Below are 26939 nucleotides of genomic sequence, written 5' to 3'. Positions count from 1 at the left end.
TACCTGCTGTGCAGCCCCGTTTTCGGGCCCCGCGCCGTTGTGGCCGTGCGTGATACCCCTCGCACGAGTGCGACGCATAGCACTCGTGCGAGGAGTATCACGCGTATCACTCCTTTGGGGCGAGCTTCTGCTGCACGTGCGGGGCCGCCGCCGCCGCGACTCGGAACAGCTCGGACACGACGGCGTGTTTGGGCGCTCGGGTGGCGTGGTGGATGTCGTCCACCGCCTTGGCCAGAGCCTCCACGGCGTCTGCGCTGGCGTACCAGCTGCGCCGGGTCATGGCCCCGGGGCCGGATCGAGAGGCCTCCGGCGCGGGGGCCCTGTCCGGGGCGGCCGGCGTCGGCGCCTCCTGCCGGCCGTGCTCGCCCTGGCGCAGAGAGGTCATCTTCTGCCAGTCGTCGGTGAGCCCGCCCATGTCCGGGGCGGGGGCCGCCTTCCTCTTCGCCGCGCTCATCCGCGCACCGCCTTGGCCAGGTCCCGGAACCAGCCGGCGACTTCGGAGTCGGGGGCGTACTCGGTCACCGGGACCTTCTCCCGCCATGCCTCGCGGACCTCCTTGCGCTTGCGGATCTCGGCGATCACCGGCGGCGCACCCAGGGCCCGGAAGGACTCCAGCACGCTGGTGACCATGGCCCCGTCGCGTACGTCGAACCGCGAGGGCACCAGTCCCAGGACGTCGATGTCCACGCCCATGACCTGGCTCAGGGTGCCGATCTGCCGCAGCAGCAACCGCAGCGCCCGGATCGAGGAGTCCTCGGCCTCCACCGGGACGATGAGGCCGCCCCGGTGTCCCTCCCTGCTGCGGGCCGCGACCAGGGCGGCGTCGGTGGTCGCCCCCAGGGAGGGAGGGCAGTCGATGAGGCACACGTCGTAGTCGTCCTCCAAACGCTGCAGGACCCGGGCCAGGCGGTGCTCGCGCCCCTGGCTCATGTACAGCCCCCGGTCGAGCAGGAACATGTCCAGCGACGTGGGCAGTACGTGCAGGCGTTCGCGGTAGGCCACCACCAGCTCGCGCGGATGGCCCTCCCACTCGCCCAGGATCGCCTGCGACAGGGTCGCGTCGTCGGGCGACTCCGGCACACCCAGCGCGTCGGTGAGGTGGCCCTGGGGGTCCAGGTCGACCAGGAGCACACGCTCCCCCGCATCGGCCATCGCACCCCCCAGGGAGATGGCCGACGCGGTCTTGCCGACGCCGCCCTTCTGGTTGATCAGGTCGTAGATGTCCATGGGGCGAACGTACGCCTCGCACCAGTGATACGCGTGCGACGACACGCACGCGTATCACTTGTGCGAGGCGTATCACTCGAGGCAGGAGGCCTGTCGACCGGAGCGGTCCCCGTTCGCGGCCTTCTTTTGGAGAGGACTTGGGCGCGATCCGATCTCTTGTGGGGGCAGCCCCGGGAAGGGCCGGCGTCGGCTTCGCAGCACGGACCTCGGCAGGGCCCAGGCGCCGCCGGTGAACACCCTTCAGACCTGAGCCCAGGGCCGTGGCCACGAGTGTGCGGTCCTTTAGTCATGCTTGGCCGAGCGGACGGTCTCAAGTGGCCACCCCGGCGCCGTCGTGATCGGGGCGTGCGGCCACGGGTTCAGGGGTGGGCGGGCACGGTTTCCGGTTCCCGGTTCCGGCCGCCCCGTTGGCCGTCATCGCTCGGGGTGTGGCCACGGGTGGCCACCGGAGAGCGGTGGTAGCCGAGCTCGGCCCGGTAGCGGCGTGCGGTACGCGGTGAGGAGCCAATCTGTTCGGCGAGCTCGGCGTCGGTCATCTCCGGGTGGGTGACCAGAAGTTCTTGCACCCGGCGGCGTTTCTGCTCCGGCGACAACACTCCCAGGGTGGGCGTCGGTGCAGGTTCAGGCTCCGTCTGGGACACCGGTTCGGGGCGGAACGATGGGGTGGGAGCGGTCTCGGCCAGAACTTGCTCGGGCAGCGCAACCGGAGCGGGGGCCACCTGCGCGGCCGACGCCGCAGATGCTCGATCGGTCACCGGGGCGGCGTGGGCCGGCTCCTCCTGCGCAGGGGCCACAGGCGTGGCCTCCTGGTTCCCAGCCTCCTCCCGGTACGGTGCGGCGTTCCCCTCGTCTTCCGCCTCCGAGGGCGCGGCCAGAGCGTGGCCGAGGGCCTGGCCACCGGGGGTGGCCAGGTGCTGGACCTCGGTGGCGGTCATGGCCACCGTGGCCGAGGTCATGGCCCGGGTCAGCTCGAAGGCGGTGTCCAGCTCGTAGCCGTTGTCCAGCATCCACCGCAGATGGCGGGGAGTGTGCCGCCGCCAGGTGCGGCCGTGCTGTTCGCGCAGCATGGCGTAGGCCAACTGGCGGCGCTGCTCGTGCTCCAGGGCCTGCGGATAGGAGGTGATGCCCCACCCCAGCATGAGCCGCACCACCTTCAAAGTGGAGACCGGGTGGGCGATCCACCGCCCTGCGGGGATCCGGTCGGCGGCCTGGCCGTGCGCGAGCCCGGCCAGGTGCCGGATCCACGCCGCGACCCCCTCGGCGATGAGGATGATGACGATGGGCGGGCCGGCGTGGCCCAGGTAGGAGGCGGTGGACCCGTCCCCCTGGGACACGTTCAAGATGATCGTGATCGCCGACAGCGCATAGGCCGCCCACCGGTTCAGCGCGTGCCGACGCCCCTGCCACTCCATGAGCAGGTCCATGGCCAGGAAGTAGACGATGACCGCGTCGATGCCCAACGGGAACAGGAACCGCAGGTCACCGCCGTTGATCGCGTGCAGCTGGGTGTGGGCCAGCCAGGTGGCGGCCTCGTACAGCGCCGCGTAGCTCATGGTGAACGCCACCAGGATCAACCCCAGCGCCACCACCGCGATGACCGCGGTGGCCGCCAGATAGCCGCCGTGCAGCGGCACCGCGCCCGCACGCCGGCCGGGGCGGGCGGCGCGGGTCGTGGCCCGGCGCACCCCCCACACCAGGGCTCCGGTCACGGCCAGGGCCAGGGCGCAGATCAGCCACCAGGACGCGGTGGATGGCAAGTCGGGCATCGGTCTCTCCCCAGCATCACGAATCTGGACGAGTGTGTCAGAATCCGGCCACAACCCCGTGCCCGGGTGGCCATGGCCACCCCCTGTGACCACCCCTGGGTGGCCACAGCCGGCCGGACCCGCCCACCCCTGTGCCGGAGGAACCCACGGTGGCCGACACGACCCAGCGCCGACGCGGCGACCGCAGGACGGGGGTACGCCGCGACCACTTCGTCAAGCTCAGCCTCAGCGACGACGAGCACACCCTGCTGGCCCGGGCCGCCCAAGAGCAGGGCATGACCGTGAGCGGGTTCGCCGCCCACGCCGCCTTGGGCGTGGCCCGCCAGGAGCTGGCCATCGCCCCCGACGCCCGCCAGAGCCTCATCGCCCTCAACGATGCCGTCAACGCCCTGGAGGCCCTGGCCTTGCGCATCGGCACCGACCCCGAGCCCGGGCTGCTGGAGCGCCTGGAGGCCGCAGCCCAGGCCCTGGAGGACGCCGGCGACGCCGTGGCCGGGGCCCAAACGTGATCGCCAAGGTCATGCGCGGCAAGGACACCCGGGGCCTGCTCGACTACCTGTACGGGCCCGGAAGCGCCAACGAGCACATCGATCCCCATCTGGTGGCGGCCTGGCGCACCCTGGCCGTCCCCGACCCCGGGCGCTCCCCTCCCCGGCCGCAGACCTGGCGGTGCTGGCCCGCCGCCTGGACCGGTTCGTACGCCCCCGGGGGCGCCACCACGTCTGGCACTGCGCCGTGCGCGTCGCCCCCACCGACCACCCTCTGGACGACGCCCAGTGGGCGCACATCGCCCGCCGCCTGGCCGACGCCGCAGGCGTGGCCCCCGCCGGTGACGCCCGCGCGTGCCGGTGGGTCGCGGTGCGCCATGACGGGGTCGAGAGCCACCACATCCACCTGCTGGCCACCCTGGCCCGCCAGGACGACGCCACCCCTGACATTCACAACGATGCCCTGCGCCTGCGCACCGCGTGCCGGGAGCTGGAGGACGAGCTGGGGCTGCGCCCCACCAGCGCCTCCGACCGCACCTCCGCCCCCGCCCCGTCCCGCGGGGAGACCGAGAAGGCGCGCCGCCAGGGCTGGGAGCGGCCCACCCGCGCCGTTCTGGAGGAGGAGGCCCGCCGCGCGGCCGCCGCCGCCCGCACCGAGGCCGGGTTCTTCACCGCCCTGACCGGCCGCGGGGTGCTGCTGCGCCGCCGCGGCGCCGACCCGGTGGTGGGCTACGCCCTGGCTCTGGACCGCGATCGCCTCGACAGTGGGGAACCGGTGTGGTTCTCCGGCGGTTCCCTGGCCCCGGACCTGTCCCTGCCCCGGGTGCGCGCACGTTTCGCCGGGGCGCCGGTGCTCCCGGATCCGGCGGCCGCGGCGGCTCCCTGGCCGGCCCTGGCCACTGTGGTGGAGGAGGTGGCCAGGGACTGGCCATACCTGGACGGCGGGCAGCGGGCCGCAGTGGCCGCCGCCCTGTCGGACGCCTTCACCGCCCTGCCCCTGGCCGCCCCCGAACCGTGGCGGCCGCCGCTGGCCAGCGCAGCACGGCAGTGGTCCCACGCGGGACGGCCGCCGGTGGCCGCCGTCCCCACCGTCCTGGCCGCACAGGTGCGCGAGGCGGCCCGGGCCCTGTGCGCCGCACCGCGCACCACCCCTGCCGCGGGGTGCCGGAGGGCGCTTACCGCCCTGGTCCGCACCGCCGACCAGATCCGCTCCTGGTACACCTCCCACGCGTGGGGCCCCCAGGAACGGGCGGCCCATGCCGCCGGTGCTCTCCTGTGGGAGTTGGTGGAGGACAACGACCCCGCTACCTATACGCCGTATAGGTAGCGGGGTGTTACACCTGCGGACCTCGGCGGCGCGGGGCCCCGGGGGGAGGCAGGCGCGGTCCTTGGGAGCGCCCCGCCCCCTTCTTCAGCCCCAGGGCGCGGCTGAGCGGCACCGGCGCATCCAGGGGGCGGGCCTTCTGCGGGGCCGAGGCCACCGGGGCCTCCTGGGCAGGAGCCACCGGACCGGCACCCGAAGCCGCGGCGGGGGCGGGAGCCTGGTCCAGTTCGTCGATGACCAGCCCCTCTTGGCGCACGGCCAGCGTGCGCGCGTACGCCGAGATGCACGCCCGCACGACCTCCTTGTCGCCGGACGCGTCCTTCAACCGCCCGCGCAGCGCGGGATCGGCCAGCGCCTCACCGGCCAGGTACAGGTCCGCGCGCTTGCGCGAGCGCGTCATCGCCGGGTACAGCGACCTGGCGTCGGCCCCCACCCCGTACACGTGCACACGCTCGCACGTCAGCCCCTGGGCCGCCGCGATCGTCATCGCATACCCCAGACTCAGGTCCCCCCGCGCGATCGCCTCAGGGCCGATCCACGCGCTGTGCACCCGCCCCTGGCGCCGCCACTCCACCCGGGCCCCGCGCCGGGCGTCCACCTCGGCCACCACCCCGCGGAACCCGTTGAGGACGTCCTCGCCCTCACCGCGCCGCGACCGGTAGTCGTTGCGGCGCACCCGCACCGCGTCACCGGCCGCCAACGCCAGACGCCCCCCGCCGAGCCAGCGCGAACCGCTCCTCGTCCCCGGCCAGGTGGCCGCCCTGGCGTGCCAGGACCCGCATCCGGTGGTTGAGCTCCTCCACATCGCTGTTGCGGGCCGCCAGGACCAGCACGTCCTGCACCGCCTGGAACCGGTCCTCAACCGGGGCCCGGTCGGCCCACCACGCCCGGGCGATGGCCTCATGAGCCTCGAACGCCCGCTTGGCGGCGTGCACCCGCCCCGCCCGCCCCCACACTGCCAGGGCGCTCTCCCGGGCCCCGTCCAGCCACGCCCGCAGGGCCTGCTGGTCCACCGCATCGCTCTGCCGACGGTTCTCCGTCAGCGTCTGGCCCCGCACCAGGGTGTGCACCGCCGCGAACGTCCCGCCGACCCCGACCGCTTCCAGCTGGGCCGGGTCGCCGATGCCCACCACCTTGGTGCCGGTGCGCTCGGCCTCCCCGACCAGCACCGCCATGGACCGGTCGTCGACCATCGCCGCCTCGTCCACGACCAGCACATCCACCCCTCCAGGCCCTCACCCGAAGAGATCCGCGACACCCACGCCGCCACCGTGCTGGAGGCGATCCCCGACTCCGCCTGCAGATTGGCCGCGGCCACCGCAGCGGTCGCCGCCCCCGCCACCCGGTACCCGGCCTGCTGCCAGCCTGCGTACACCGCGCTCATCAGCGTGGTCTTGCCGGCCCCGGCCACACCCCGCACCAGGTCCACACCGTGCCCGGCGCCCATCAACCGCTCGGCCACACCCCGCTGCTCCGCCGACAACGCGAACCCGCGCTCGGCCTCGAACGCCTCCAGCACCGCCGCCACCCGCTCCGGCGCCACCACCGCGGCCCCCTGGCCCAGGCGCCGCTGCGCCGAACCGGTGATGGTGCGCTCGGCCTCCACGATGTCGGCCGAACTCACCCGCACCGCGTTGGACAGGTGCGCACCCTCCACCGTGGGCAGCACCACCGCACGGTCCGAGGCCATGACCGCGTCGGTCAGCACCTCCACCTGCGACACACTCGTGATCCCGCCGCCCAGCGCGGCCGTCACTGCCGCCATCACCTGGACCCGGCTGACCACCTTGCGGTGCGCCGTCACCCCCGTCTCGGGATCCCACACCCGCGCCACCAGGTCCTCCAGCGACGGCACCGGCGCCGCCGGCGCAGCCCCGGGCCCGGACAGCGCCCGCCCCACGAGGGCGTCCACGTCGTAGCCGGCCGCCTCGGCGCGCGCCCGCCAGGCCTGCCGCGCGGTCCCGGTCTCCCCCAACGGGTCCTTGGCCTGGGCCAGCACCCGCCCCGCCGCCTGCTTCTGCGCCCGCGACGCATCCGCGCCCACCAGCTCGGTGATCTGGCGCGACCGCGAACTGAACAACCCGCGCAACCCCGGATCGAACCCGACGATCTCCCACTCGCCGGTGCGCTCGTCCTGCTTCCACACCGCCCCGAACTCGCGCGCCGACTTCTCCCGCACCCGCGCCTTGGCCAGCTCCCCCAGCAACGCCACGTGCCGGTGCAGATCACGCCCACCCGCGGCCAGCGTCCGCCAGGTGCCGTCGACGCACTTGACCATGTTCGGGATCATCACGTGCGCGTGCGTGTGCGGATCCCCCACCTGCCCCTGGACCGGGCGCGCCGACCGGTGCAGCGTGATCGAGGCGGCCCACCCCGTGGCCTGCACCCGCCGGGCCCGCTGGCCGTCCCCGTGGTGGCCGGCCATCCCGTAGGCCAGCCACCCCTCCGCGTCGGTGACTGTCTCGCGCACCGACTCCAGGTACAGCTCCTCCAGCCGCGCCGCCGTCGCCTCATCGGCCAGCGCTATCGCACCCGAGTAGCTCTTGGGCACGTTCAGCACCAGGTCATAGCCCCGGTTGCCGACCCGAACCCGCTCATCGGCGTGCGCCCTGGCCTGGTCCAGCTCCGCCTGCGGCCACAGCAGACCCGGATCCACCCCCGCGGCCTCGGCGATCGCCTCCAGCTCACCCACCGGCGCCCGGTGCGCCTCACCGTCGCGGACCAGGCCCTTCTCCAGGCGCGCGAACCGGGCCGCCAGCCGCGGCGACCCCAGCAGTTCGCCCGGGTCCATGTGCGCGGCCTCGGCCACCGCATGGACCGCCTCCACCACCGGCCGGGCCGCCAGCTTGGCCCGCGGGTCCACCGCCATCTTCGGGTCGACGAGCTGCTCACCCGTGCGCGGGTCGCGGCCGGCCATCACCTGGCGCATCGACTCCAGCGCCGCCTCGTCGTCCAGCGTGGTGCCCGAGCGCTCGCCGAACTCGGCCCACCCCGCGCCGATCCGCTCCACCGCCCGCGCCGCCCCGTACAGCCGGTAGTCCGCCTGCCGGTCCTGCCCACCCTGCTCAGCGCTGTGGCCGTGGTCGTGGTCGGCGTGGTCGCACCCGCACTGGCTCTGCAGCCGGTAGTCAACCTGGGAGGCGTCCGGGCCCAGCGTCGTCACCCACGCCACCCGCCCCACCTCCCCTTCGTCCACCCGACCCGCACCGTGCACCGCCCCCGACGCAGGAGCGCCTCAGCCCCGCCCGCCCCCGGGCTCCGTCCAGGGCAGCGGCGGCCGCCGCTTGTCCGACCCCGGCCCCGGACCGGGACGGCTGTTCCACATCAGCAAAAGGTCCCGGGCGAAGAACCGCGCCCGCGGATACCACCGCCGCCCGTCCACCGTGGGCGGCAACGTGTCGGGCCGGTCGTCCTTGATCTGGGTCAGGCTGCGCCCGTCCACCCCGATCAGCTTCGCGAACCCCCCCAGCGTCACCTGCCGGTCCAGGTCCTCCTCGGCAAGCTCCACCGGCGCTGGCCGCCGCGGCCGGAACGGCTCCAACTTGGCCGGGTCGTACAGGGCACTGCCCCCGCCCCCGCCCTTGGCCGTCACCCCCGTACGGTGACGCTCCGGAGCCGGGAACCCCGGATAGGCCCGCGGCATCACGTGCACCGCGTACCCGTGGCTGTAGCCCACCTCGGCCGCCCACTCCTTCAACGACACCAGGCCGGCCACGCCGCGCTGGGACCGCTCACCCATCCCACCCGCCCCCTGTCCCGCAACCCGATCCGCGCATACTCTCCCACACCCCCACCAATCACGACACGCTGAGGTACCTCTTGGAGTGATACCTGCGCACTCACCCTTCTTGCGGGCGGGGCGCGGGCCCGGCGGGGGCCACCCGCCGGGCGGAGCCTTCCCACTCGGCCCCTCAGTGCATCGGGGTCTTGAGCGGGATCGTCCTCCCCGGCGTGAACCCCTTCGGGGCGTCCGGGGCGGGCGTCGGCTCCTCGGTCCGGTCCGGGCCGTTGGCCCAGTCCCTGAAGCCCTGCGCGGTCTCCCCCAGCTCGCTACGGAGCGTTGCCGGGTTCATGCGCTCGTCCGGGTCCATCTCTGGCCTCCCGTGGCTCTCTGTGGAGTTCTCAAGGTGCGGGGTCCGGGGCGTCCGGCTGGCGAACGCCCCGGCCTCTCACTGTATGTTCTACCCTATTCGGGGAGGTTCAAACCCCCGAGCCGGGGATTTTCAGCTCTTGCCGCAGCCCTGGCAGGCAGACGCACCGTCGCTGTTCCAGGTGCCGCAGTGGCCACACGACCACCCGTCCATCACGATGGCCATCCGGCGGACGACGTTCTTGATCTTCTCTCGCATGGTGCTTCCCTTCTCGGGTTTCGGTGTCTTTCCCTGTGGATCGGAGATCCCTGCGCGCACACCAGCCCCCGCCGGGCCCGCGCCCCGCCCGCAAGAAACACCCCGCTCACCCGCACACACGCACCGAGGCCGCCCCACCACCGCCCCGGCCTGAACCCTCTGACCGCAACCCAGACCACCTGAGCCCACACCAGCCCCGCCCACAACCAGGACCAGGGCATTACCTGCGAAAACTCCTTGAGTAACTCTTCTCTATAACTTGCTCTTCCTCTCAGAAGGGCAAGGGTGGCCGTGGAGGAGGCCTGGGTCGACCACGTGACGGTCACTGCTTAGCCCTGTTGTATTCCGGGTCCCGACTACCTGTGGTGCATGTCCACGAAGCGGCTGTAGTGCCCTTGGAACGCCACCGTGATGTCGCAGGTAGGGCCGTTGCGGTGCTTGACCACGAGCAGGTCGGCCTCGCCCGAGCGCGGGGAGTCCTTGTCGTGCAGGTCCTCGCGGTGCAACAGGATCACGATGTCGCTGTCCTGCTCGATCGCGCCGCTCTCGCGCAGGTCCGACATCTGCGGCCTCTTGCCTGCGCGGTCCTCGGACCTGCGGTTGAGCTGGGACAGTGCCACCATGGTGATCCCCAGCTCTTGGGCCAGCAGCTTCAATGCGCGGGAGATCTCGGTGACCTCCTGCTGCTTGCTGTCGTAGCGGCCGTCGGTCTGAACGAGCTGGAGGTAGTCGACCACGACCATCCGCAGTCCCAGGGACCGCTTGATACGCCGGCACGCCGCGCGGATCTGGGCGAGCTGGCTCACCCCGGTCTTGATCACCAGCTTCGAGTCGCTGATCACAGGCATCACCGCCCGGAGGGCCTCCCAGTGGTAGTCCTTCACCATCCCGGACTTAATGCCGTGCAATGGCACCCGTGCCTCGGCTGAGAGCATCCGGTCGACGATCTCCTCCTCGCCCATCTCCAGGGAGAAGAACGCCACGGTCGCCCCGGCCCGGAAGGCGGCCTCGCGGGCCATGTCCAGAGCCAGGGTGGTCTTGCCGACTGCCGGGCGGGCGCCGATCACGATCATCTGACCGGCCAGCAGGCCGCTGGTGAGGGCGTCCAGGTCAGCGAACCCGGTCGGCAGCCCTTGGAGGCCGCCGCCCTGGGCCGCGCGCTGTTCGATGCGGTCCATCGCGGCGGGCAGGTAGTCGGCCGGCAGCGGGTCTTCCTCTTTGGTCTGGGTCTGGGTGATCGCGAGGATCTCGCCCTGGACGGCGTCCACCAGGTCCACCGGGTCGCCCTGGGCGGCGTAGCCCAGCTGGGCCGCGCGGGTGCCGACCTCGATCAGGCGGCGCAGCAGGGCGTGGTCGAACACGATGCGGGCGTAGTAGCCGGCGTTCGCGGCGGTGGGGACGGCGTTGGCCAGGGTGTACAGGTACAGGGCGCCGCCGACGCGTTCCGACTCGCCGCGGCGGGTGAGCTCGGCGTTGACCGAGACCACGTCTACGGGCTCGCCCTGGTCCATGAGCGAGCAGATCGTGGTGTAGATGACCTGGTGCGCGGGCCGGTAGAAGTGCCCGGCCGCCAGGACCGCCATGACGTCCACGGCGGCGTCGGCGGAGAGCATCATCCCGCCGAGCACGGACTGCTCGGCCTGGAGGTCGTGCGGCGGGACGCGGGTGTCCTCGTGTGGGCTCATGCGAGCGTTTCCATCCCATGGGTGGGAGAGGCCGGGCGCTCAGCCTGCAGGCGGTGTCCGGGCCCCTGTGGTGTGTCCAGGGCGAATCAGGAAGAGGCGTCGGCTGGTGCCAGGCGGGCGGCCAGGTCCGGACGGCGCACCGGCCCGAACCGGTCGAGCAGCCTCTGGGCCATGCGCGGGTGCAGCACCACGCACACCGGGCAGTCCAGCGGCTCGCGGTGCTCAGCACACACCGCGTCGGGCCCCGCGGCCTCAGATGCGCCTGTGCGGGGCTGAGGCACACGCTCGCGCCGCAGCAGCCACAACCGGTGGCTCAGGTCCCCCCGGTCCGCCAGCGTGCGGATGAAGCCGCCCAGAGACTTTTTGGCTTCCGGCCGCAGGATCTCCACCAGCTCCCGGGCCTCGGCCTCGGTCGCGTCGGTAGCCGCCAGGACCAGGTCCAGGGGGGTGACGCCCGTCGTTCGAGCCGAAGGCTGTTCCTCCTCTTCCTCACGTGAGTCCTGCGTGCCACCTGAGGAGGAGGAAGGACTTCCTTCAGGAAACTGCTTAAGGGAGGTCGCGTCGTCGCTGGTCACGTCGGCGTGGCGTGCGGAATTTCGCCGACGTCGGGCGGAATCTCGCCCAGCCTTGGCGGAATTCCGCCCGACGAACTGACCTGCGGAAACGTCTCCGCCGGCTCCGTCGGGGGTGGGCACGGCGGAGGCCTGAGCGGTGTCACAGGGCTGCTCGGTTCGAGGGGCGGAATTCCGCCCGACGTCCTCACCTGCGAAAACATCGGTTCTGGTCTCGCGCCAGTCCTCAGTGAACGCATCGAGCTTGTCGAAGGCGTTGCGCCAGACCTTCAGGGCGAGTTCGGCGGTCGGCCAGTCGTGAAGCTGGTACCGGCGCCGCGTGCGGATCGTGCCCTTGCCGGAGGAGGTGATGATGCGTTCTCCGTCGGGGTTGCTGATCAGGCCGACCTCGGTGAGGACCTGGAGGGCGTCCTTGACGGTCCGCACCCCGGAAGGTTTGCCGTTCGGGCCGGGCAGCAGGAACGCGAGCTGCTCGTGGCTGAGCAGCCGGACCTTCTTCGGCTGCTTCTCCAGGATCAGGCTGCGGATGATGACGTAGAGCCGGTACGCGGTGTGGTTCACCTGCGGGCACAGCGCGATCCAGTCGGGGATCTGGGTGCGGTACCAGCGATCGTCGTTGGGGCCGAGGAACTCCGCTTCCTCGGAGTGCACGGGGGCTTCGGGGCGGGTAGGCATGAGGCTGCTTTCTAGGCCGCCCCCACACAGCTCACGGCGTTTTCAGGTACCCAAGAGGTGCCCGACCGCTCCCCCATCGGCTACAGTGGCCGATATCTATTGCAGGGGCGAGCAGTACTTAGTAGTGCCGTGTTGCTGTGTGAGAGCAACCAGCTTGTGCCGTGTTGCTGTGTGAGAGCAACCAGCTTGTCTGGACGAGGCCCGGTTTGGTCGCCGGGCCTTCGTCATGTCCGGGGTGATGCGGGGTGGTCAGGCCCACAGCACGTGGGGACGACCCTACTGGAATCATCGGGCACTCAGGGCTGCAGCCGTGCGCTTGGTCCCCCTGCGCCACACGGGAACGCGCAAAGGCCTCCAGACGAGGACAATCCGGGCCCCTGTGCCGCGACCGGACCACATGCGATACTGAGAACAGCACGTTCTGCAGCACTTAATGCAGCATAGTAGGGGGCATGGCCATGACCCAGACGATCCGGCGCCCTTCGGTGCCCATCGACCCCGACACCGACCGCACCGTCCAGGCCGCCCGCACCGCGGGGACCCCCGAGCACGACGCCCTGGCCGTGCTCGCCGCCCGCGGCGGCATCCGCCTGCCCTCCGGCGCCGGCCAGCTCTCGGAGGCGGCCGCCCTGGCCGCCCTGATCGAGGTAGGCCGCCAGGCACTGCAGGAGCAGGTGCTGGAGGCCGAGTACCAGGCCATCGCCGCTGAACAGGACGACGAGGACCGGGCGGTGCGGGCCGCACTGCGCCGCCGGCGCCGGAGCTCTCCGGAGGGAGACCGATGACCCCGGTCCGGGGCCGCGTCTACTGGGTCTACCTGGACACCGAGGAGGGCGAGCAGCAGCGCAAGCCCTACGCGGTGGTCTCCAACAACCACCGCAACCGCAACCTCGGGGACTGCCTGGCGGTGCGCCTGACCACCACCCGCAAGCAGGAGCGCACCACCGTGGTGCCTCTGGGGCCGGCCGATGCCCCGCTGCGCGGGTACGTGCTGTGCGACGAGATCACCCTGCTGTTCGCCGATGAGCTGCTGGAGGACGTCGGGGTGCTGAGCCACGCCACCATGACCCGGGTCGCCGCCGGGCTCAAAGCCGCCCTCGACCTGTCCTGAGGCGGTGCGCCCGGGCCCCGCGCGGCCCCTGGGCGCGTGGCGGGCTCCCCGGGGCCTTGCGGCCCAGGCCGCCCTGGATCCATGCCTGACCCGCGATAAGGCCCACTTATCGTGGGCCAGAAATCGCTCTGGCGCCCGCCCCCGTGCCCCCTCGGGCCTCACTTGGCGTCCCCTGCCCCACGGTCTCGCACGCGTGATACGGGTAGCACTTGTAGCACGCGTGCGAAGGTGCGACGCTCACCGGCTCGGGGCTGTTCTCGGCCTTGTGGGTACCTGCTGTGCAGCCCCGTTTTCGGGCCCCGCGCCGTTGTGGCCGTGCGTGATACCCCTCGCACGAGTGCGACGCATAGCACTCGTGCGAGGAGTATCACGCGTATCACTCCTTTGGGGCGAGCTTCTGCTGCACGTGCGGGGCCGCCGCCGCCGCGACTCGGAACAGCTCGGACACGACGGCGTGTTTGGGCGCTCGGGTGGCGTGGTGGATGTCGTCCACCGCCTTGGCCAGAGCCTCCACGGCGTCTGCGCTGGCGTACCAGCTGCGCCGGGTCATGGCCCCGGGGCCGGATCGAGAGGCCTCCGGCGCGGGGGCCCTGTCCGGGGCGGCCGGCGTCGGCGCCTCCTGCCGGCCGTGCTCGCCCTGGCGCAGAGAGGTCATCTTCTGCCAGTCGTCGGTGAGCCCGCCCATGTCCGGGGCGGGGGCCGCCTTCCTCTTCGCCGCGCTCATCCGCGCACCGCCTTGGCCAGGTCCCGGAACCAGCCGGCGACTTCGGAGTCGGGGGCGTACTCGGTCACCGGGACCTTCTCCCGCCATGCCTCGCGGACCTCCTTGCGCTTGCGGATCTCGGCGATCACCGGCGGCGCACCCAGGGCCCGGAAGGACTCCAGCACGCTGGTGACCATGGCCCCGTCGCGTACGTCGAACCGCGAGGGCACCAGTCCCAGGACGTCGATGTCCACGCCCATGACCTGGCTCAGGGTGCCGATCTGCCGCAGCAGCAACCGCAGCGCCCGGATCGAGGAGTCCTCGGCCTCCACCGGGACGATGAGGCCGCCCCGGTGTCCCTCCCTGCTGCGGGCCGCGACCAGGGCGGCGTCGGTGGTCGCCCCCAGGGAGGGAGGGCAGTCGATGAGGCACACGTCGTAGTCGTCCTCCAAACGCTGCAGGACCCGGGCCAGGCGGTGCTCGCGCCCCTGGCTCATGTACAGCCCCCGGTCGAGCAGGAACATGTCCAGCGACGTGGGCAGTACGTGCAGGCGTTCGCGGTAGGCCACCACCAGCTCGCGCGGATGGCCCTCCCACTCGCCCAGGATCGCCTGCGACAGGGTCGCGTCGTCGGGCGACTCCGGCACACCCAGCGCGTCGGTGAGGTGGCCCTGGGGGTCCAGGTCGACCAGGAGCACACGCTCCCCCGCATCGGCCATCGCACCCCCCAGGGAGATGGCCGACGCGGTCTTGCCGACGCCGCCCTTCTGGTTGATCAGGTCGTAGATGTCCATGGGGCGAACGTACGCCTCGCACCAGTGATACGCGTGCGACGACACGCACGCGTATCACTTGTGCGAGGCGTATCACTCGAGGCAGGAGGCCTGTCGACCGGAGCGGTCCCCGTTCGCGGCCTTCTTTTGGAGAGGACTTGGGCGCGATCCGATCTCTTGTGGGGGCAGCCCCGGGAAGGGCTAGGCGTCGGCTTCGCAGCACGGACCTCGGCAGGGCCCAGGCGCCGCCGGTGAACACCCTTCAGACCTGAGCCCAGGGCCGTGGCCACGAGTGTGCGGTCCTTTAGTCATGCTTGGCCGAGCGGACGGTCTCAAGTGGCCACCCCGGCGCCGTCGTGATCGGGGCGTGCGGCCACGGGTTCAGGGGTGGGCGGGCACGGTTTCCGGTTCCCGGTTCCGGCCGCCCCGTTGGCCGTCATCGCTCGGGGTGTGGCCACGGGTGGCCACCGGAGAGCGGTGGTAGCCGAGCTCGGCCCGGTAGCGGCGTGCGGTACGCGGTGAGGAGCCAATCTGTTCGGCGAGCTCGGCGTCGGTCATCTCCGGGTGGGTGACCAGAAGTTCTTGCACCCGGCGGCGTTTCTGCTCCGGCGACAACACTCCCAGGGTGGGCGTCGGTGCAGGTTCAGGCTCCGTCTGGGACACCGGTTCGGGGCGGAACGATGGGGTGGGAGCGGTCTCGGCCAGAACTTGCTCGGGCAGCGCAACCGGAGCGGGGGCCACCTGCGCGGCCGACGCCGCAGATGCTCGATCGGTCACCGGGGCGGCGTGGGCTAGCTCCTCCTGCGCAGGGGCCACAGGCGTGGCCTCCTGGTTCCCAGCCTCCTCCCGGTACGGTGCGGCGTTCCCCTCGTCTTCCGCCTCCGAGGGCGCGGCCAGAGCGTGGCCGAGGGCCTGGCCACCGGGGGTGGCCAGGTGCTGGACCTCGGTGGCGGTCATGGCCACCGTGGCCGAGGTCATGGCCCGGGTCAGCTCGAAGGCGGTGTCCAGCTCGTAGCCGTTGTCCAGCATCCACCGCAGATGGCGGGGAGTGTGCCGCCGCCAGGTGCGGCCGTGCTGTTCGCGCAGCATGGCGTAGGCCAACTGGCGGCGCTGCTCGTGCTCCAGGGCCTGCGGATAGGAGGTGATGCCCCACCCCAGCATGAGCCGCACCACCTTCAAAGTGGAGACCGGGTGGGCGATCCACCGCCCTGCGGGGATCCGGTCGGCGGCCTGGCCGTGCGCGAGCCCGGCCAGGTGCCGGATCCACGCCGCGACCCCCTCGGCGATGAGGATGATGACGATGGGCGAGTCGGCGTGGCCCAGGTAGGAGGCGGTGGACCCGTCCCCCTGGGACACGTTCAAGATGATCGTGATCGCCGACAGCGCATAGGCCGCCCACCGGTTCAGCGCGTGCCGACGCCCCTGCCACTCCATGAGCAGGTCCATGGCCAGGAAGTAGACGATGACCGCGTCGATGCCCAACGGGAACAGGAACCGCAGGTCACCGCCGTTGATCGCGTGCAGCTGGGTGTGGGCCAGCCAGGTGGCGGCCTCGTACAGCGCCGCGTAGCTCATGGTGAACGCCACCAGGATCAACCCCAGCGCCACCACCGCGATGACCGCGGTGGCCGCCAGATAGCCGCCGTGCAGCGGCACCGCGCCCGCACGCCGGCCGGGGCGGGCGGCGCGGGTCGTGGCCCGGCGCACCCCCCACACCAGGGCTCCGGTCACGGCCAGGGCCAGGGCGCAGATCAGCCACCAGGACGCGGTGGATGGCAAGTCGGGCATCGGTCTCTCCCCAGCATCACGAATCTGGACGAGTGTGTCAGAATCCGGCCACAACCCCGTGCCCGGGTGGCCATGGCCACCCCCTGTGACCACCCCTGGGTGGCCACAGCCGGCCGGACCCGCCCACCCCTGTGCCGGAGGAACCCACGGTGGCCGACACGACCCAGCGCCGACGCGGCGACCGCAGGACGGGGGTACGCCGCGACCACTTCGTCAAGCTCAGCCTCAGCGACGACGAGCACACCCTGCTGGCCCGGGCCGCCCAAGAGCAGGGCATGACCGTGAGCGGGTTCGCCGCCCACGCCGCCTTGGGCGTGGCCCGCCAGGAGCTGGCCATCGCCCCCGACGCCCGCCAGAGCCTCATCGCCCTCAACGATGCCGTCAACGCCCTGGAGGCCCTGGCCTTGCGCATCGGCACCGACCCCGAGCCCGGGCTGCTGGAGCGCCTGGAGGCCGCAGCCCAGGCCCTGGAGGACGCCGGCGACGCCGTGGCCGGGGCCCAAACGTGATCGCCAAGGTCATGCGCGGCAAGGACACCCGGGGCCTGCTCGACTACCTGTACGGGCCCGGAAGCGCCAACGAGCACATCGATCCCCATCTGGTGGCGGCCTGGCGCACCCTGGCCGTCCCCGACCCCGGGCGCTCCCCCTCCCCGGCCGCAGACCTGGCGGTGCTGGCCCGCCGCCTGGACCGGTTCGTACGCCCCCGGGGGCGCCACCACGTCTGGCACTGCGCCGTGCGCGTCGCCCCCACCGACCACCCTCTGGACGACGCCCAGTGGGCGCACATCGCCCGCCGCCTGGCCGACGCCGCAGGCGTGGCCCCCGCCGGTGACGCCCGCGCGTGCCGGTGGGTCGCGGTGCGCCATGACGGGGTCGAGAGCCACCACATCCACCTGCTGGCCACCCTGGCCCGCCAGGACGACGCCACCCCTGACATTCACAACGATGCCCTGCGCCTGCGCACCGCGTGCCGGGAGCTGGAGGACGAGCTGGGGCTGCGCCCCACCAGCGCCTCCGACCGCACCTCCGCCCCCGCCCCGTCCCGCGGGGAGACCGAGAAGGCGCGCCGCCAGGGCTGGGAGCGGCCCACCCGCGCCGTTCTGGAGGAGGAGGCCCGCCGCGCGGCCGCCGCCGCCCGCACCGAGGCCGGGTTCTTCACCGCCCTGACCGGCCGCGGGGTGCTGCTGCGCCGCCGCGGCGCCGACCCGGTGGTGGGCTACGCCCTGGCTCTGGACCGCGATCGCCTCGACAGTGGGGAACCGGTGTGGTTCTCCGGCGGTTCCCTGGCCCCGGACCTGTCCCTGCCCCGGGTGCGCGCACGTTTCGCCGGGGCGCCGGTGCTCCCGGATCCGGCGGCCGCGGCGGCTCCCTGGCCGGCCCTGGCCACTGTGGTGGAGGAGGTGGCCAGGGACTGGCCATACCTGGACGGCGGGCAGCGGGCCGCAGTGGCCGCCGCCCTGTCGGACGCCTTCACCGCCCTGCCCCTGGCCGCCCCCGAACCGTGGCGGCCGCCGCTGGCCAGCGCAGCACGGCAGTGGTCCCACGCGGGACGGCCGCCGGTGGCCGCCGTCCCCACCGTCCTGGCCGCACAGGTGCGCGAGGCGGCCCGGGCCCTGTGCGCCGCACCGCGCACCACCCCTGCCGCGGGGTGCCGGAGGGCGCTTACCGCCCTGGTCCGCACCGCCGACCAGATCCGCTCCTGGTACACCTCCCACGCGTGGGGCCCCCAGGAACGGGCGGCCCATGCCGCCGGTGCTCTCCTGTGGGAGTTGGTGGAGGACAACGACCCCGCTACCTATACGCCGTATAGGTAGCGGGGTGTTACACCTGCGGACCTCGGCGGCGCGGGGCCCCGGGGGGAGGCAGGCGCGGTCCTTGGGAGCGCCCCGCCCCCTTCTTCAGCCCCAGGGCGCGGCTGAGCGGCACCGGCGCATCCAGGGGGCGGGCCTTCTGCGGGGCCGAGGCCACCGGGGCCTCCTGGGCAGGAGCCACCGGACCGGCACCCGAAGCCGCGGCGGGGGCGGGAGCCTGGTCCAGTTCGTCGATGACCAGCCCCTCTTGGCGCACGGCCAGCGTGCGCGCGTACGCCGAGATGCACGCCCGCACGACCTCCTTGTCGCCGGACGCGTCCTTCAACCGCCCGCGCAGCGCGGGATCGGCCAGCGCCTCACCGGCCAGGTACAGGTCCGCGCGCTTGCGCGAGCGCGTCATCGCCGGGTACAGCGACCTGGCGTCGGCCCCCACCCCGTACACGTGCACACGCTCGCACGTCAGCCCCTGGGCCGCCGCGATCGTCATCGCATACCCCAGACTCAGGTCCCCCCGCGCGATCGCCTCAGGGCCGATCCACGCGCTGTGCACCCGCCCCTGGCGCCGCCACTCCACCCGGGCCCCGCGCCGGGCGTCCACCTCGGCCACCACCCCGCGGAACCCGTTGAGGACGTCCTCGCCCTCACCGCGCCGCGACCGGTAGTCGTTGCGGCGCACCCGCACCGCGTCACCGGCCGCCAACGCCAGACGCCCCCCGCCGGCCAGCGCGAACCGCTCCTCGTCCCCGGCCAGGTGGCCGCCCTGGCGTGCCAGGACCCGCATCCGGTGGTTGAGCTCCTCCACATCGCTGTTGCGGGCCGCCAGGACCAGCACGTCCTGCACCGCCTGGAACCGGTCCTCAACCGGGGCCCGGTCGGCCCACCACGCCCGGGCGATGGCCTCATGAGCCTCGAACGCCCGCTTGGCGGCGTGCACCCGCCCCGCCCGCCCCCACACTGCCAGGGCGCTCTCCCGGGCCCCGTCCAGCCACGCCCGCAGGGCCTGCTGGTCCACCGCATCGCTCTGCCGACGGTTCTCCGTCAGCGTCTGGCCCCGCACCAGGGTGTGCACCGCCGCGAACGTCCCGCCGACCCCGACCGCTTCCAGCTGGGCCGGGTCGCCGATGCCCACCACCTTGGTGCCGGTGCGCTCGGCCTCCCCGACCAGCACCGCCATGGACCGGTCGTCGACCATCGCCGCCTCGTCCACGACCAGCACATCCACCCCCTCCAGGCCCTCACCCGAAGAGATCCGCGACACCCACGCCGCCACCGTGCTGGAGGCGATCCCCGACTCCGCCTGCAGATTGGCCGCGGCCACCGCAGCGGTCGCCGCCCCCGCCACCCGGTACCCGGCCTGCTGCCAGCCTGCGTACACCGCGCTCATCAGCGTGGTCTTGCCGGCCCCGGCCACACCCCGCACCAGGTCCACACCGTGCCCGGCGCCCATCAACCGCTCGGCCACACCCCGCTGCTCCGCCGACAACGCGAACCCGCGCTCGGCCTCGAACGCCTCCAGCACCGCCGCCACCCGCTCCGGCGCCACCACCGCGGCCCCCTGGCCCAGGCGCCGCTGCGCCGAACCGGTGATGGTGCGCTCGGCCTCCACGATGTCGGCCGAACTCACCCGCACCGCGTTGGACAGGTGCGCACCCTCCACCGTGGGCAGCACCACCGCACGGTCCGAGGCCATGACCGCGTCGGTCAGCACCTCCACCTGCGACACACTCGTGATCCCGCCGCCCAGCGCGGCCGTCACTGCCGCCATCACCTGGACCCGGCTGACCACCTTGCGGTGCGCCGTCACCCCCGTCTCGGGATCCCACACCCGCGCCACCAGGTCCTCCAGCGACGGCACCGGCGCCGCCGGCGCAGCCCCGGGCCCGGACAGCGCCCGCCCCACGAGGGCGTCCACGTCGTAGCCGGCCGCCTCGGCGCGCGCCCGCCAGGCCTGCCGCGCGGTCCCGGTCTCCCCCAACGGGTCCTTGGCCTGGGCCAGCACCCGCCCCGCCGCCTGCTTCTGCGCCCGCGACGCATCCGCGCCCACCAGCTCGGTGATCTGGCGCGACCGCGAACTGAACAACCCGCGCAACCCCGGATCGAACCCGACGATCTCCCACTCGCCGGTGCGCTCGTCCTGCTTCCACACCGCCCCGAACTCGCGCGCCGACTTCTCCCGCACCCGCGCCTTGGCCAGCTCCCCCAGCAACGCCACGTGCCGGTGCAGATCACGCCCACCCGCGGCCAGCGTCCGCCAGGTGCCGTCGACGCACTTGACCATGTTCGGGATCATCACGTGCGCGTGCGTGTGCGGATCCCCCACCTGCCCCTGGACCGGGCGCGCCGACCGGTGCAGCGTGATCGAGGCGGCCCACCCCGTGGCCTGCACCCGCCGGGCCCGCTGGCCGTCCCCGTGGTGGCCGGCCATCCCGTAGGCCAGCCACCCCTCCGCGTCGGTGACTGTCTCGCGCACCGACTCCAGGTACAGCTCCTCCAGCCGCGCCGCCGTCGCCTCATCGGCCAGCGCTATCGCACCCGAGTAGCTCTTGGGCACGTTCAGCACCAGGTCATAGCCCCGGTTGCCGACCCGAACCCGCTCATCGGCGTGCGCCCTGGCCTGGTCCAGCTCCGCCTGCGGCCACAGCAGACCCGGATCCACCCCCGCGGCCTCGGCGATCGCCTCCAGCTCACCCACCGGCGCCCGGTGCGCCTCACCGTCGCGGACCAGGCCCTTCTCCAGGCGCGCGAACCGGGCCGCCAGCCGCGGCGACCCCAGCAGTTCGCCCGGGTCCATGTGCGCGGCCTCGGCCACCGCATGGACCGCCTCCACCACCGGCCGGGCCGCCAGCTTGGCCCGCGGGTCCACCGCCATCTTCGGGTCGACGAGCTGCTCACCCGTGCGCGGGTCGCGGCCGGCCATCACCTGGCGCATCGACTCCAGCGCCGCCTCGTCGTCCAGCGTGGTGCCCGAGCGCTCGCCGAACTCGGCCCACCCCGCGCCGATCCGCTCCACCGCCCGCGCCGCCCCGTACAGCCGGTAGTCCGCCTGCCGGTCCTGCCCACCCTGCTCAGCGCTGTGGCCGTGGTCGTGGTCGGCGTGGTCGCACCCGCACTGGCTCTGCAGCCGGTAGTCAACCTGGGAGGCGTCCGGGCCCAGCGTCGTCACCCACGCCACCCGCCCCACCTCCCCTTCGTCCACCCGACCCGCACCGTGCACCGCCCCCGACGCAGGAGCGCCTCAGCCCCGCCCGCCCCCGGGCTCCGTCCAGGGCAGCGGCGGCCGCCGCTTGTCCGACCCCGGCCCCGGACCGGGACGGCTGTTCCACATCAGCAAAAGGTCCCGGGCGAAGAACCGCGCCCGCGGATACCACCGCCGCCCGTCCACCGTGGGCGGCAACGTGTCGGGCCGGTCGTCCTTGATCTGGGTCAGGCTGCGCCCGTCCACCCCGATCAGCTTCGCGAACCCCCCCAGCGTCACCTGCCGGTCCAGGTCCTCCTCGGCAAGCTCCACCGGCGCTGGCCGCCGCGGCCGGAACGGCTCCAACTTGGCCGGGTCGTACAGGGCACTGCCCCCGCCCCCGCCCTTGGCCGTCACCCCCGTACGGTGACGCTCCGGAGCCGGGAACCCCGGATAGGCCCGCGGCATCACGTGCACCGCGTACCCGTGGCTGTAGCCCACCTCGGCCGCCCACTCCTTCAACGACACCAGGCCGGCCACGCCGCGCTGGGACCGCTCACCCATCCCACCCGCCCCCTGTCCCGCAACCCGATCCGCGCATACTCTCCCACACCCCCACCAATCACGACACGCTGAGGTACCTCTTGGAGTGATACCTGCGCACTCACCCTTCTTGCGGGCGGGGCGCGGGCCCGGCGGGGGCCACCCGCCGGGCGGAGCCTTCCCACTCGGCCCCTCAGTGCATCGGGGTCTTGAGCGGGATCGTCCTCCCCGGCGTGAACCCCTTCGGGGCGTCCGGGGCGGGCGTCGGCTCCTCGGTCCGGTCCGGGCCGTTGGCCCAGTCCCTGAAGCCCTGCGCGGTCTCCCCCAGCTCGCTACGGAGCGTTGCCGGGTTCATGCGCTCGTCCGGGTCCATCTCTGGCCTCCCGTGGCTCTCTGTGGAGTTCTCAAGGTGCGGGGTCCGGGGCGTCCGGCTGGCGAACGCCCCGGCCTCTCACTGTATGTTCTACCCTATTCGGGGAGGTTCAAACCCCCGAGCCGGGGATTTTCAGCTCTTGCCGCAGCCCTGGCAGGCAGACGCACCGTCGCTGTTCCAGGTGCCGCAGTGGCCACACGACCACCCGTCCATCACGATGGCCATCCGGCGGACGACGTTCTTGATCTTCTCTCGCATGGTGCTTCCCTTCTCGGGTTTCGGTGTCTTTCCCTGTGGATCGGAGATCCCTGCGCGCACACCAGCCCCCGCCGGGCCCGCGCCCCGCCCGCAAGAAACACCCCGCTCACCCGCACACACGCACCGAGGCCGCCCCACCACCGCCCCGGCCTGAACCCTCTGACCGCAACCCAGACCACCTGAGCCCACACCAGCCCCGCCCACAACCAGGACCAGGGCATTACCTGCGAAAACTCCTTGAGTAACTCTTCTCTATAACTTGCTCTTCCTCTCAGAAGGGCAAGGGTGGCCGTGGAGGAGGCCTGGGTCGACCACGTGACGGTCACTGCCGGCCCTGTTGTATTCCGGGTCCCGACTACCTGTGGTGCATGTCCACGAAGCGGCTGTAGTGCCCTTGGAACGCCACCGTGATGTCGCAGGTAGGGCCGTTGCGGTGCTTGACCACGAGCAGGTCGGCCTCGCCCGAGCGCGGGGAGTCCTTGTCGTGCAGGTCCTCGCGGTGCAACAGGATCACGATGTCGCTGTCCTGCTCGATCGCGCCGCTCTCGCGCAGGTCCGACATCTGCGGCCTCTTGCCTGCGCGGTCCTCGGACCTGCGGTTGAGCTGGGACAGTGCCACCATGGTGATCCCCAGCTCTTGGGCCAGCAGCTTCAATGCGCGGGAGATCTCGGTGACCTCCTGCTGCTTGCTGTCGTAGCGGCCGTCGGTCTGAACGAGCTGGAGGTAGTCGACCACGACCATCCGCAGTCCCAGGGACCGCTTGATACGCCGGCACGCCGCGCGGATCTGGGCGAGCTGGCTCACCCCGGTCTTGATCACCAGCTTCGAGTCGCTGATCACAGGCATCACCGCCCGGAGGGCCTCCCAGTGGTAGTCCTTCACCATCCCGGACTTAATGCCGTGCAATGGCACCCGTGCCTCGGCTGAGAGCATCCGGTCGACGATCTCCTCCTCGCCCATCTCCAGGGAGAAGAACGCCACGGTCGCCCCGGCCCGGAAGGCGGCCTCGCGGGCCATGTCCAGAGCCAGGGTGGTCTTGCCGACTGCCGGGCGGGCGCCGATCACGATCATCTGACCGGCCAGCAGGCCGCTGGTGAGGGCGTCCAGGTCAGCGAACCCGGTCGGCAGCCCTTGGAGGCCGCCGCCCTGGGCCGCGCGCTGTTCGATGCGGTCCATCGCGGCGGGCAGGTAGTCGGCCTAAGCAGCGGGTCTTCCTCTTTGGTCTGGGTCTGGGTGATCGCGAGGATCTCGCCCTGGACGGCGTCCACCAGGTCCACCGGGTCGCCCTGGGCGGCGTAGCCCAGCTGGGCCGCGCGGGTGCCGACCTCGATCAGGCGGCGCAGCAGGGCGTGGTCGAACACGATGCGGGCGTAGTAGCCGGCGTTCGCGGCGGTGGGGACGGCGTTGGCCAGGGTGTACAGGTACAGGGCGCCGCCGACGCGTTCCGACTCGCCGCGGCGGGTGAGCTCGGCGTTGACCGAGACCACGTCTACGGGCTCGCCCTGGTCCATGAGCGAGCAGATCGTGGTGTAGATGACCTGGTGCGCGGGCCGGTAGAAGTGCCCGGCCGCCAGGACCGCCATGACGTCCACGGCGGCGTCGGCGGAGAGCATCATCCCGCCGAGCACGGACTGCTCGGCCTGGAGGTCGTGCGGCGGGACGCGGGTGTCCTCGTGTGGGCTCATGCGAGCGTTTCCATCCCATGGGTGGGAGAGGCCGGGCGCTCAGCCTGCAGGCGGTGTCCGGGCCCCTGTGGTGTGTCCAGGGCGAATCAGGAAGAGGCGTCGGCTGGTGCCAGGCGGGCGGCCAGGTCCGGACGGCGCACCGGCCCGAACCGGTCGAGCAGCCTCTGGGCCATGCGCGGGTGCAGCACCACGCACACCGGGCAGTCCAGCGGCTCGCGGTGCTCAGCACACACCGCGTCGGGCCCCGCGGCCTCAGATGCGCCTGTGCGGGGCTGAGGCACACGCTCGCGCCGCAGCAGCCACAACCGGTGGCTCAGGTCCCCCCGGTCCGCCAGCGTGCGGATGAAGCCGCCCAGAGACTTTTTGGCTTCCGGCCGCAGGATCTCCACCAGCTCCCGGGCCTCGGCCTCGGTCGCGTCGGTAGCCGCCAGGACCAGGTCCAGGGGGGTGACGCCCGTCGTTCGAGCCGAAGGCTGTTCCTCCTCTTCCTCACGTGAGTCCTGCGTGCCACCTGAGGAGGAGGAAGGACTTCCTTCAGGAAACTGCTTAAGGGAGGTCGCGTCGTCGCTGGTCACGTCGGCGTGGCGTGCGGAATTTCGCCGACGTCGGGCGGAATCTCGCCCAGCCTTGGCGGAATTCCGCCCGACGAACTGACCTGCGGAAACGTCTCCGCTTAGCTCCGTCGGGGGTGGGCACGGCGGAGGCCTGAGCGGTGTCACAGGGCTGCTCGGTTCGAGGGGCGGAATTCCGCCCGACGTCCTCACCTGCGAAAACATCGGTTCTGGTCTCGCGCCAGTCCTCAGTGAACGCATCGAGCTTGTCGAAGGCGTTGCGCCAGACCTTCAGGGCGAGTTCGGCGGTCGGCCAGTCGTGAAGCTGGTACCGGCGCCGCGTGCGGATCGTGCCCTTGCCGGAGGAGGTGATGATGCGTTCTCCGTCGGGGTTGCTGATCAGGCCGACCTCGGTGAGGACCTGGAGGGCGTCCTTGACGGTCCGCACCCCGGAAGGTTTGCCGTTCGGGCCGGGCAGCAGGAACGCGAGCTGCTCGTGGCTGAGCAGCCGGACCTTCTTCGGCTGCTTCTCCAGGATCAGGCTGCGGATGATGACGTAGAGCCGGTACGCGGTGTGGTTCACCTGCGGGCACAGCGCGATCCAGTCGGGGATCTGGGTGCGGTACCAGCGATCGTCGTTGGGGCCGAGGAACTCCGCTTCCTCGGAGTGCACGGGGGCTTCGGGGCGGGTAGGCATGAGGCTGCTTTCTAGGCCGCCCCCACACAGCTCACGGCGTTTTCAGGTACCCAAGAGGTGCCCGACCGCTCCCCCATCGGCTACAGTGGCCGATATCTATTGCAGGGGCGAGCAGTACTTAGTAGTGCCGTGTTGCTGTGTGAGAGCAACCAGCTTGTGCCGTGTTGCTGTGTGAGAGCAACCAGCTTGTCTGGACGAGGCCCGGTTTGGTCGCCGGGCCTTCGTCATGTCCGGGGTGATGCGGGGTGGTCAGGCCCACAGCACGTGGGGACGACCCTACTGGAATCATCGGGCACTCAGGGCTGCAGCCGTGCGCTTGGTCCCCCTGCGCCACACGGGAACGCGCAAAGGCCTCCAGACGAGGACAATCCGGGCCCCTGTGCCGCGACCGGACCACATGCGATACTGAGAACAGCACGTTCTGCAGCACTTAATGCAGCATAGTAGGGGGCATGGCCATGACCCAGACGATCCGGCGCCCTTCGGTGCCCATCGACCCCGACACCGACCGCACCGTCCAGGCCGCCCGCACCGCGGGGACCCCCGAGCACGACGCCCTGGCCGTGCTCGCCGCCCGCGGCGGCATCCGCCTGCCCTCCGGCGCCGAGCCAGCTCTCGGAGGCGGCCGCCCTGGCCGCCCTGATCGAGGTAGGCCGCCAGGCACTGCAGGAGCAGGTGCTGGAGGCCGAGTACCAGGCCATCGCCGCTGAACAGGACGACGAGGACCGGGCGGTGCGGGCCGCACTGCGCCGCCGGCGCCGGAGCTCTCCGGAGGGAGACCGATGACCCCGGTCCGGGGCCGCGTCTACTGGGTCTACCTGGACACCGAGGAGGGCGAGCAGCAGCGCAAGCCCTACGCGGTGGTCTCCAACAACCACCGCAACCGCAACCTCGGGGACTGCCTGGCGGTGCGCCTGACCACCACCCGCAAGCAGGAGCGCACCACCGTGGTGCCTCTGGGGCCGGCCGATGCCCCGCTGCGCGGGTACGTGCTGTGCGACGAGATCACCCTGCTGTTCGCCGATGAGCTGCTGGAGGACGTCGGGGTGCTGAGCCACGCCACCATGACCCGGGTCGCCGCCGGGCTCAAAGCCGCCCTCGACCTGTCCTGAGGCGGTGCGCCCGGGCCCCGCGCGGCCCCTGGGCGCGTGGCGGGCTCCCCGGGGCCTTGCGGCCCAGGCCGCCCTGGATCCATGCCTGACCCGCGATAAGGCCCACTTATCGTGGGCCAGAAATCGCTCTGGCGCCCGCCCCCGTGCCCCCTCGGGCCTCACTTGGCGTCCCCTGCCCCACGGTCTCGCACGCGTGATACGGGTAGCACTTGTAGCACGCGTGCGAAGGTGCGACGCTCACCGGCTCGGGGCTGTTCTCGGCCTTGTGGG

General features: G+C 72.3%; 28 protein-coding genes and 1 pseudogene. 7 read left to right on the top strand and 22 right to left on the bottom strand.

Features of this window, described 5'->3' with window-relative positions:
• Positions 1 to 106: 106 nt before the first annotated feature.
• The 3 genes from KGD84_RS32680 to KGD84_RS32670 form a co-directional block, all read right to left on the bottom strand.
• Positions 107 to 454, bottom strand: coding sequence for a hypothetical protein (locus KGD84_RS32680; RefSeq protein WP_220566151.1), 348 nt, complete (start codon positions 452 to 454; stop codon positions 107 to 109).
• Positions 451 to 1227 (bottom strand): ParA family protein, encoded by a 777-nt coding sequence (locus tag KGD84_RS32675; protein ID WP_220566152.1) that lies wholly within the window; start codon positions 1225 to 1227, stop codon positions 451 to 453. Before KGD84_RS32675 ends, KGD84_RS32680 begins: the two co-directional genes overlap by 4 nt.
• Positions 1228 to 1586: 359 nt before the next feature.
• Positions 1587 to 2993, bottom strand: coding sequence for a DUF2637 domain-containing protein (locus KGD84_RS32670; protein WP_220566153.1), 1407 nt, complete (start codon positions 2991 to 2993; stop codon positions 1587 to 1589).
• 149 nt (positions 2994 to 3142) lie between these two features.
• Between KGD84_RS32670 and KGD84_RS32665 the strand changes: the two genes are divergently transcribed.
• Together KGD84_RS32665 and KGD84_RS32660 are read left to right on the top strand one after the other, a co-directional pair.
• Positions 3143 to 3502 (top strand): hypothetical protein, encoded by a 360-nt coding sequence (locus KGD84_RS32665; protein ID WP_220566154.1) that lies wholly within the window; start codon positions 3143 to 3145, stop codon positions 3500 to 3502.
• A 160-nt stretch (positions 3503 to 3662) separates the two neighbouring features.
• Positions 3663 to 4808, top strand: a complete 1146-nt coding sequence (locus KGD84_RS32660) for a relaxase/mobilization nuclease domain-containing protein (protein WP_260697252.1) — start codon at positions 3663 to 3665, stop codon at positions 4806 to 4808.
• 7 nt (positions 4809 to 4815) lie between these two features.
• Here the strand turns inward: KGD84_RS32660 and KGD84_RS32655 are convergent, their stop codons facing one another.
• The 8 genes and pseudogenes from KGD84_RS32655 to KGD84_RS32620 form a co-directional block, all read right to left on the bottom strand.
• Positions 4816 to 5505, bottom strand: a complete 690-nt coding sequence (locus tag KGD84_RS32655) for a hypothetical protein (protein WP_260697251.1) — start codon at positions 5503 to 5505, stop codon at positions 4816 to 4818.
• Positions 5492 to 5980 (bottom strand): AAA family ATPase, encoded by a 489-nt coding sequence (locus KGD84_RS33755; RefSeq protein ID WP_338151222.1) that lies wholly within the window; start codon positions 5978 to 5980, stop codon positions 5492 to 5494. The genes KGD84_RS32655 and KGD84_RS33755 overlap by 14 nt, the downstream gene beginning before the upstream one ends.
• An 80-nt stretch (positions 5981 to 6060) precedes the next feature.
• Positions 6061 to 7968 (bottom strand): annotated as a pseudogene (gene mobF, locus KGD84_RS33675) (MobF family relaxase); the annotation flags it as partial.
• Between the two features lie 72 nt (positions 7969 to 8040).
• Positions 8041 to 8544: a hypothetical protein gene (locus KGD84_RS32640; RefSeq protein WP_220566147.1), complete on the bottom strand. Its 504-nt coding sequence runs from the start codon at positions 8542 to 8544 to the stop codon at positions 8041 to 8043.
• 172 nt (positions 8545 to 8716) lie between these two features.
• Positions 8717 to 8896, bottom strand: a complete 180-nt coding sequence (locus KGD84_RS32635) for a hypothetical protein (protein WP_220566148.1) — start codon at positions 8894 to 8896, stop codon at positions 8717 to 8719.
• A 132-nt stretch (positions 8897 to 9028) separates the two neighbouring features.
• Complete coding sequence (locus KGD84_RS32630) at positions 9029 to 9154, bottom strand: hypothetical protein (RefSeq protein ID WP_255647301.1); 126 nt, start codon at positions 9152 to 9154, stop codon at positions 9029 to 9031.
• A gap of 356 nt (positions 9155 to 9510) precedes the next feature.
• Entirely contained in the window at positions 9511 to 10839 is a 1329-nt protein-coding gene (dnaB, locus tag KGD84_RS32625) for a replicative DNA helicase (RefSeq protein ID WP_260697250.1), read from the bottom strand.
• Positions 10840 to 10925: 86 nt separating this feature from the next.
• Positions 10926 to 12062, bottom strand: coding sequence for a hypothetical protein (locus KGD84_RS32620; RefSeq protein ID WP_220566149.1), 1137 nt, complete (start codon positions 12060 to 12062; stop codon positions 10926 to 10928).
• Positions 12063 to 12538: 476 nt separating this feature from the next.
• On the opposite strand from KGD84_RS32620, the gene KGD84_RS32615 reads away from it, so the two are divergent.
• On the top strand, positions 12539 to 12871 hold the full coding sequence (locus KGD84_RS32615; RefSeq protein WP_255647304.1) for a hypothetical protein: 333 nt from the start codon (positions 12539 to 12541) through the stop codon (positions 12869 to 12871).
• Entirely contained in the window at positions 12868 to 13197 is a 330-nt protein-coding gene (locus tag KGD84_RS32610; protein ID WP_220566150.1) for a type II toxin-antitoxin system PemK/MazF family toxin, read from the top strand. The genes KGD84_RS32615 and KGD84_RS32610 overlap by 4 nt, the downstream gene beginning before the upstream one ends.
• A 376-nt stretch (positions 13198 to 13573) precedes the next feature.
• On the opposite strand, the gene KGD84_RS32605 is transcribed toward KGD84_RS32610, so the two are convergent.
• The 3 genes from KGD84_RS32605 to KGD84_RS32595 form a co-directional block, all read right to left on the bottom strand.
• On the bottom strand, positions 13574 to 13921 hold the full coding sequence (locus KGD84_RS32605; RefSeq protein WP_220566151.1) for a hypothetical protein: 348 nt from the start codon (positions 13919 to 13921) through the stop codon (positions 13574 to 13576).
• Entirely contained in the window at positions 13918 to 14694 is a 777-nt protein-coding gene (locus KGD84_RS32600) for a ParA family protein (protein WP_220566152.1), read from the bottom strand. The genes KGD84_RS32605 and KGD84_RS32600 overlap by 4 nt, the downstream gene beginning before the upstream one ends.
• A 360-nt stretch (positions 14695 to 15054) precedes the next feature.
• Positions 15055 to 16461 carry a DUF2637 domain-containing protein gene (locus tag KGD84_RS32595; protein ID WP_260697249.1) on the bottom strand — a complete coding sequence of 469 codons (1407 nt, stop codon included), beginning with the start codon at positions 16459 to 16461 and terminating at the stop codon, positions 15055 to 15057.
• Positions 16462 to 16610: 149 nt separating this feature from the next.
• Here KGD84_RS32595 and KGD84_RS32590 point away from each other — a divergent pair, with 149 nt between their 5' ends.
• Together KGD84_RS32590 and KGD84_RS32585 are read left to right on the top strand one after the other, a co-directional pair.
• Entirely contained in the window at positions 16611 to 16970 is a 360-nt protein-coding gene (locus tag KGD84_RS32590) for a hypothetical protein (protein WP_220566154.1), read from the top strand.
• A complete protein-coding gene (locus KGD84_RS32585; protein ID WP_220566155.1) occupies positions 16967 to 18277 on the top strand; it encodes a relaxase/mobilization nuclease domain-containing protein in 1311 nt (436 codons plus the stop codon). The genes KGD84_RS32590 and KGD84_RS32585 overlap by 4 nt, the downstream gene beginning before the upstream one ends.
• A 7-nt stretch (positions 18278 to 18284) precedes the next feature.
• Here the strand turns inward: KGD84_RS32585 and KGD84_RS33670 are convergent, their stop codons facing one another.
• The 8 genes from KGD84_RS33670 to KGD84_RS32545 form a co-directional block, all read right to left on the bottom strand.
• Positions 18285 to 21470, bottom strand: a complete 3186-nt coding sequence (locus tag KGD84_RS33670; RefSeq protein ID WP_220566156.1) for an AAA family ATPase — start codon at positions 21468 to 21470, stop codon at positions 18285 to 18287.
• Positions 21471 to 21509: 39 nt separating this feature from the next.
• On the bottom strand, positions 21510 to 22013 hold the full coding sequence (locus KGD84_RS32570) for a hypothetical protein (protein WP_220566147.1): 504 nt from the start codon (positions 22011 to 22013) through the stop codon (positions 21510 to 21512).
• A 172-nt stretch (positions 22014 to 22185) separates the two neighbouring features.
• Positions 22186 to 22365 carry a hypothetical protein gene (locus KGD84_RS32565; RefSeq protein WP_220566148.1) on the bottom strand — a complete coding sequence of 60 codons (180 nt, stop codon included), beginning with the start codon at positions 22363 to 22365 and terminating at the stop codon, positions 22186 to 22188.
• Between the two features lie 132 nt (positions 22366 to 22497).
• Entirely contained in the window at positions 22498 to 22623 is a 126-nt protein-coding gene (locus tag KGD84_RS32560) for a hypothetical protein (protein WP_255647301.1), read from the bottom strand.
• Positions 22624 to 22978: 355 nt separating this feature from the next.
• The gene (locus KGD84_RS33900; protein ID WP_420910383.1) at positions 22979 to 23800 is read right to left on the bottom strand and encodes a replicative DNA helicase; all 822 of its coding nucleotides are present in this window, start codon (positions 23798 to 23800) and stop codon (positions 22979 to 22981) included.
• Positions 23692 to 24309 (bottom strand): DnaB-like helicase N-terminal domain-containing protein, encoded by a 618-nt coding sequence (locus KGD84_RS33895; RefSeq protein ID WP_420910382.1) that lies wholly within the window; start codon positions 24307 to 24309, stop codon positions 23692 to 23694. The genes KGD84_RS33900 and KGD84_RS33895 overlap by 109 nt, the downstream gene beginning before the upstream one ends.
• Positions 24310 to 24395: 86 nt before the next feature.
• Positions 24396 to 24884, bottom strand: a complete 489-nt coding sequence (locus tag KGD84_RS32550; protein WP_220566158.1) for a hypothetical protein — start codon at positions 24882 to 24884, stop codon at positions 24396 to 24398.
• On the bottom strand, positions 24856 to 25533 hold the full coding sequence (locus tag KGD84_RS32545) for a hypothetical protein (protein WP_260697248.1): 678 nt from the start codon (positions 25531 to 25533) through the stop codon (positions 24856 to 24858). The genes KGD84_RS32550 and KGD84_RS32545 overlap by 29 nt, the downstream gene beginning before the upstream one ends.
• An 806-nt stretch (positions 25534 to 26339) precedes the next feature.
• On the opposite strand from KGD84_RS32545, the gene KGD84_RS32540 reads away from it, so the two are divergent.
• Positions 26340 to 26669, top strand: coding sequence for a type II toxin-antitoxin system PemK/MazF family toxin (locus KGD84_RS32540; RefSeq protein WP_220566150.1), 330 nt, complete (start codon positions 26340 to 26342; stop codon positions 26667 to 26669).
• Positions 26670 to 26939 lie beyond the last annotated feature (270 nt).

The sequence above is a fragment of the Nocardiopsis changdeensis genome (genome assembly GCF_018316655.1).
In the GTDB taxonomy this organism is placed as follows: Bacteria; Actinomycetota; Actinomycetes; order Streptosporangiales; family Streptosporangiaceae; genus Nocardiopsis; species Nocardiopsis changdeensis.
Note: the sequence above shows the minus strand (reverse complement) of the source record. Positions and strands in the feature narration are given on the sequence as shown.

Coding starts and splice junctions, on each gene's coding strand:
- KGD84_RS32680 (WP_220566151.1), bottom strand. CDS start 454: ATGAGCGCGGCGAAGAGGAAGGCGGCCCCCGCCCCGGACATGGGCGGG.
- KGD84_RS32675 (WP_220566152.1), bottom strand. CDS start 1,227: ATGGACATCTACGACCTGATCAACCAGAAGGGCGGCGTCGGCAAGACC.
- KGD84_RS32670 (WP_220566153.1), bottom strand. CDS start 2,993: ATGCCCGACTTGCCATCCACCGCGTCCTGGTGGCTGATCTGCGCCCTG.
- KGD84_RS33755 (WP_338151222.1), bottom strand. CDS start 5,980: ATGGCGGTGCTGGTCGGGGAGGCCGAGCGCACCGGCACCAAGGTGGTG.
- KGD84_RS32640 (WP_220566147.1), bottom strand. CDS start 8,544: ATGGGTGAGCGGTCCCAGCGCGGCGTGGCCGGCCTGGTGTCGTTGAAG.
- KGD84_RS32635 (WP_220566148.1), bottom strand. CDS start 8,896: ATGGACCCGGACGAGCGCATGAACCCGGCAACGCTCCGTAGCGAGCTG.
- KGD84_RS32630 (WP_255647301.1), bottom strand. CDS start 9,154: ATGCGAGAGAAGATCAAGAACGTCGTCCGCCGGATGGCCATCGTGATG.
- dnaB (WP_260697250.1), bottom strand. CDS start 10,839: ATGAGCCCACACGAGGACACCCGCGTCCCGCCGCACGACCTCCAGGCC.
- KGD84_RS32615 (WP_255647304.1), top strand. CDS start 12,539: ATGGCCATGACCCAGACGATCCGGCGCCCTTCGGTGCCCATCGACCCC.
- KGD84_RS32610 (WP_220566150.1), top strand. CDS start 12,868: ATGACCCCGGTCCGGGGCCGCGTCTACTGGGTCTACCTGGACACCGAG.
- KGD84_RS32605 (WP_220566151.1), bottom strand. CDS start 13,921: ATGAGCGCGGCGAAGAGGAAGGCGGCCCCCGCCCCGGACATGGGCGGG.
- KGD84_RS32600 (WP_220566152.1), bottom strand. CDS start 14,694: ATGGACATCTACGACCTGATCAACCAGAAGGGCGGCGTCGGCAAGACC.
- KGD84_RS32595 (WP_260697249.1), bottom strand. CDS start 16,461: ATGCCCGACTTGCCATCCACCGCGTCCTGGTGGCTGATCTGCGCCCTG.
- KGD84_RS32570 (WP_220566147.1), bottom strand. CDS start 22,013: ATGGGTGAGCGGTCCCAGCGCGGCGTGGCCGGCCTGGTGTCGTTGAAG.
- KGD84_RS32565 (WP_220566148.1), bottom strand. CDS start 22,365: ATGGACCCGGACGAGCGCATGAACCCGGCAACGCTCCGTAGCGAGCTG.
- KGD84_RS32560 (WP_255647301.1), bottom strand. CDS start 22,623: ATGCGAGAGAAGATCAAGAACGTCGTCCGCCGGATGGCCATCGTGATG.
- KGD84_RS33900 (WP_420910383.1), bottom strand. CDS start 23,800: ATGGACCGCATCGAACAGCGCGCGGCCCAGGGCGGCGGCCTCCAAGGG.
- KGD84_RS33895 (WP_420910382.1), bottom strand. CDS start 24,309: ATGAGCCCACACGAGGACACCCGCGTCCCGCCGCACGACCTCCAGGCC.
- KGD84_RS32540 (WP_220566150.1), top strand. CDS start 26,340: ATGACCCCGGTCCGGGGCCGCGTCTACTGGGTCTACCTGGACACCGAG.